2 protein-coding genes and 2 pseudogenes are annotated in these 4441 nt (G+C 73.5%); 2 read left to right on the plus strand and 2 right to left on the minus strand.

Annotated features, from left to right (window positions below; translation table 11 throughout):
- Positions 1 to 87: 87 nt before the first annotated feature.
- Positions 88 to 1917: pseudogene (locus ACWGDE_RS00005) on the plus strand (response regulator); the annotation flags it as partial.
- A 14-nt stretch (positions 1918 to 1931) separates the two neighbouring features.
- Complete coding sequence (locus ACWGDE_RS00010; RefSeq protein WP_453386640.1) at positions 1932 to 2510, plus strand: antibiotic biosynthesis monooxygenase; 579 nt, start codon at positions 1932 to 1934, stop codon at positions 2508 to 2510.
- Positions 2511 to 2547: 37 nt separating this feature from the next.
- Here the strand turns inward: ACWGDE_RS00010 and ACWGDE_RS00015 are convergent, their stop codons facing one another.
- Both ACWGDE_RS00015 and ACWGDE_RS00020 read right to left on the minus strand, forming a co-directional pair.
- Positions 2548 to 4197, minus strand: coding sequence for a long-chain fatty acid--CoA ligase (locus ACWGDE_RS00015; RefSeq protein ID WP_453386641.1), 1650 nt, complete (start codon positions 4195 to 4197; stop codon positions 2548 to 2550).
- Between the two features lie 121 nt (positions 4198 to 4318).
- Positions 4319 to 4441, minus strand: a pseudogene (locus tag ACWGDE_RS00020) (DsbA family oxidoreductase); the annotation flags it as partial.

Here is a 4441-nt window from a genome sequence, read left to right on the forward strand (position 1 = left end):
GTCATCGGTTCCTCGATCCGGTAGGCAGCGGCCGGGCGCGGTCCTTTTAAGAGGTCAGGTGGCGCACAGGGTGCAACGTCCGTCCCCGGCGGCCGACGGGCCCGGCGCGGCGTGGACGCCTTCCTCGAAGACGCGGACGCCTCGGGTCCGGCCAAGGCCGCGGAGCCGGCCGTGGACGGCGGGAGCGCGCTCGCGCTGCCCTCCGGCCGGCGCCGGGGCGGCGAGGCCGGTCCGGGCGACGGCGGTCCCGCGGAGCTCGCGCAGTCCCCGGTGAACCCGGCGGGCCTGGGCGCGGGCGCCTCCGGAACCGGACGGCGCCGCGGCCAGAACGGCGACGGAAGCAACGGCAGCAACAACAGCGGCAATGGCAACAACGACGGCGATGGTGGTCCCGGGCGGCCCGTGCCTCCGCAGGGCACCGCCGTGCCCGCGCTCCCGCCCATGCCGGTGCCTCCGGTTCCGGTGCCCCCGGTGCCGCTGACCGAGCACCCCGCCGGGCGGCGGCGTGCCCTGGGCGCGGCGGCTCCGGCGCAGCCCGCCGGACCGGTGCCGGCGGCAGGGCTCCCGGCCCCCGCCGCGCAGCGGCCCATCGCCCCCGAGGGCGGATTCGCGCTGCCCGCCGGCCCGAGTGCGGCCCCGGCGGCGCAGCCCCCGCAGGCCCCCGCCATGGCCGGCTCCGCCCCCGCTCCCGGCGAGGCCGACGGCGAAGCCCCGGGCGGGCGTCGTGGGCGCCGGGTCCTGGGCTCGCCCCCCGCCGAGGCCGAAGCCCCCGCCGCGCAGCCGGAGACGGGCGCGCAGGGCCTCGTAGACCCCGAGACGCATCCCACCGGGCGGCGCCGCGCGCTGCCCGCCACCCCGGCCTGGCCGGTTCCCTCCGCGCGCACCGCTCCGGAGGACGACGCCTCCGGGCAGATCGCCGTGCCCGGGGCCCGGCAGCCGCAGGACACCCCGGCGGACTCCTCCGGGTCTCCGATCAGCGTCCGCGCGCTGGGCACCCTCGGCCAGGGCATCTCGACCGACACCAACGGCTCCGGCCGCCGCCGGCGCCTCGCCGAGCCCGCGCCGCAGGGCCGGGCCTTCGCCATAGGAGCCCCCGAGGCGGGCTCCGACGAGGGCCCCGAGCCGCTGGACGGACCCGGCGGCGCCGTCGAGGTCGTCAACCGGCCCGTGCCGCGTCCCGTGGACGACGAGCTGCCGCCCGAGCCGCTGGACAACCCGCGCAGGCTCCTGGTGTGGCCCGCTCCCGACGTGCAGACGCAGGCCGCGCTCAGCGACCGCGGCTACCGGCCGGTGATCGTGCACTCCCGCGAGGAGGTCGACGCGCAGATCGCCGCGTTCCCCGCCGCGCTGTTCGTGGACCCGCTGACCGGTCCGATCACCCGGACGGCCCTGCAGTCGCTGCGTCAGGCCGCGGTGGCCGCCGAGGTGCCCGTACTGGTCACGGCCGGGCTGGGGCACGCCACGCGCGAAGCCGCGTACGGTGCCGATCCGGCCGTCCTGCTCAAGGCGCTCGCGCCGCGCGACAGCGAGCAGCACCCCTCGCGGGTACTGCTCATCGAGGAGCACGACGAGATCGCGACCGCGCTGACCGCCGCCCTGGAGCGGCGCGGCATGCAGGTCGCGCGGGCCGACGCCGATACGGACGCCGTGGAGCTGGCGACGCGGATGCGGCCCAACCTGGTGGTGATGGACCTGATGCAGGTGCGCCGCCGCCGGGCCGGGATCGTGGACTGGCTGCGCGCCAACGGGCAGCTCAACCACACGCCGCTGGTGGTTTACACGGCCACCGGGATCGAGCCGGCCGATCTGCCGCGGCTGGCCTCGGGCGAGAGCGTGCTCTTCCTCGCCGAGCGTTCCACCACGGCCGATGTCCAAGGCCGCATCGTGGACCTGCTGGCCAAGATCGGCACCAACTAGTCATCCTGGGCCGCATGGCCGTCATCGACACGAGTGAACAGACCGTCCCGGCAGACAACGGGGAGGTCAACCTGCTGATCGCCCGACAGGTGGAGCCGGGCCACGAGGAGAACTTCGAGGCCTGGGCCCACGGCATCCTCGAGACGGCCTCGACCTTCCCCGACCACCTCGGCTACGGGCTGTTCCGCCCGGCCGTGGAGGGCGGGCCGTGGTTCCTGGTGCACCGCTTCCGCAACCAGGCGGCCTTCCAGCGCTGGCAGGACTCCGCGGAGCGGGCCGAGTGGTTCTCCAACTGCCTCGGCCACCACCACACCGAGATAGCCCGGCGCGAACTGCACGGCATGGAGACCTGGTTCGCGAAACCGGGTACGGCCCGGCCCGCGCCGCCGCGCTGGAAGATGGCGATCAGCTCGGGGCTGGCCATCTTCCCGATCTCGCTCGCGGGCAACGCGCTGCTCGGGCCGTACCTGGTGAACCTGCATTTCGTGCTGCGGACGGCGGCCTTCGCCGTCGTCTTCAGCACCCTGATGACCTACGTGGCCATGCCCGCGATCAGCAAGCTGCTGCGGCCGTGGCTCACGCGGGGTCAGTAGCCCCCGCGCGGTCCCGCGGGGCTCAGTCGAGCTCGGTTCAGTCGAGCTTGGTGACGTCGAGGACGCCGTCCGCGTACTGCTTGCGGATCACCTTCTTGTCGAACTTGCCGACGCTCGTCTTCGGCACCGCCTCGACGAAGGCCCAGCGCTCCGGCAGCTGCCACTTGGCGATCGACTGGCCGAGGAAGGCGCGCAGTCCCGCGTAGTCCACGGTGGCCCCCTCCTTCAGGACGACGGTGGCCAGCGGGCGCTCGTCCCACTTCTCGTCGGGGACGGCCACGACCGCGGCCTCGGCGACCTCGGGGTGGGCCATCAGCGCGTTCTCCAGCTCCACGCTGGAGATCCACTCCCCGCCGGACTTGATGACGTCCTTGGCCCGGTCGGTGAGGGTGAGGTAGCCGTCGGTGCTGATCACGCCGACATCGCCGGTCTTGAGCCAGCCGTCCTCGCTGAACTTGTCCTCGGGGCGGGTCGGTTCGCCGGTCGCGCCGCCGTAGTAGGAGCTCGCGATCCAGTTGCCGCGGACCTCCAGCTCACCCGCGGACTCGCCGTCCCAGGGCAGGACGTCGCCGCCGGGGCCCACCAGGCGGGCCTCGACGCCCGCCGGGAAGCGGCCCTGGGTGACGCGGTACGGCCACTCCTCCTCGGCGGTCAGGCCGGCCGGCGGGTGGGCCATGGTGCCCAGCGGGGAGGTCTCGGTCATTCCCCAGGCGTGACAGAGGCGTACGCCGAGCCTGTCGTAGGCCTCCATCAGGGCGGGCGGACAGGCCGCGCCGCCGATGGTGACCTGCTTCATCGAGGTCAGGTCGCGCGGGTTGGCGGTGACCTCGGCCAGCAGCCCCTGCCAGAGGGTGGGGACGGCCGCGGCGTGCGTGGGCTTCTCCTGCTCGATCATGTCGGCGAGCGGGGCGGGCTGCAGGAAGCGGTCCGGCATCAGCATGTTGATGCCGGTCATGAAGGTGGCGTGCGGCAGGCCCCAGGCGTTGACGTGGAACTGCGGGACGACGACGAGGCTGGTGTCCTTGCTGGTCAGGCCCATCGACTCGGTCATGTTGACCTGCATCGAGTGCAGGTAGATGGACCGGTGGGAGTAGCTGACGCCCTTGGGGTCCCCGGTGGTGCCGGAGGTGTAGCACATGGCCGCGGCCTGGCGCTCGTCCAGTTCGGGCCAGTCGTAGGTGTCCGGGCGGCCCGCCAGGAGCTCCTCGTACTCGTGCACGCGCACGCCGAGGCCCTCCAGCGCGGAGCGGTCGCCGACGCCCGCGACCACGACGTGCTCGATGGTCGGCAGGTGCGGCAGGAGCGGAACGAGCAGCGGCAGCAGGGTGCCGTTGACCAGGACGACCTTGTCGGCCGCGTGGTTGACGATGAAGACCAGCTGCTCGGGAGGAAGCCGCAGGTTCAGCGTGTGCAGGACGGCCCCCATGGAGGGGATCGCGAAGTACGCCTCGACGTGCTCGGCGTTGTTCCACATGAGGGTGGCGACGCGGTCGTCCTGCTGGACGCCGAGCTCATCGCGCAGGGCGTTGGCCAGGCGCGTGGCGCGGAGACCGATCTCGGCGAAGCTTCGGCGGTGCGGCTCGGCCTCCCCGGTCCAGGTCGTGACCTGGGACTTCCCGTGGATCGTCATCCCGTGCTGGAGGATTCGGGTGACGAGGAGTGGTACGTCCTGCATGGTGCTCAGCAAAGCGTCCTCCCGGTGAGCGCTGCGGCGGCTACGGATGCTGCCGATTCTGCGCACGTACCGGTCGGCATGTCACTACCCGGCGGTAGAAAGACCCGCATAAATGCGCTGCGCCGGTGCCCGTGGTCCGGCCGTGGTCGCGACCCTCGGTCCGGTACGTCAGCCCCTCGGCGCGGGCGGCGGAGGCCACCTGCTCCTCCATGCCGCGGGCCTCTTCGAGGGTGCGGCCGTACTTGCGGGCGAGCAT

Source organism: Streptomyces sp. NPDC054956 (assembly GCF_053609185.1).

Bases quoted from the DNA above. Each gene is read 5' to 3' on its own strand.
- ACWGDE_RS00010 (WP_453386640.1), top strand. From the start codon at position 1,932: ATGGCCGTCATCGACACGAGTGAACAGACCGTCCCGGCAGACAACGGG.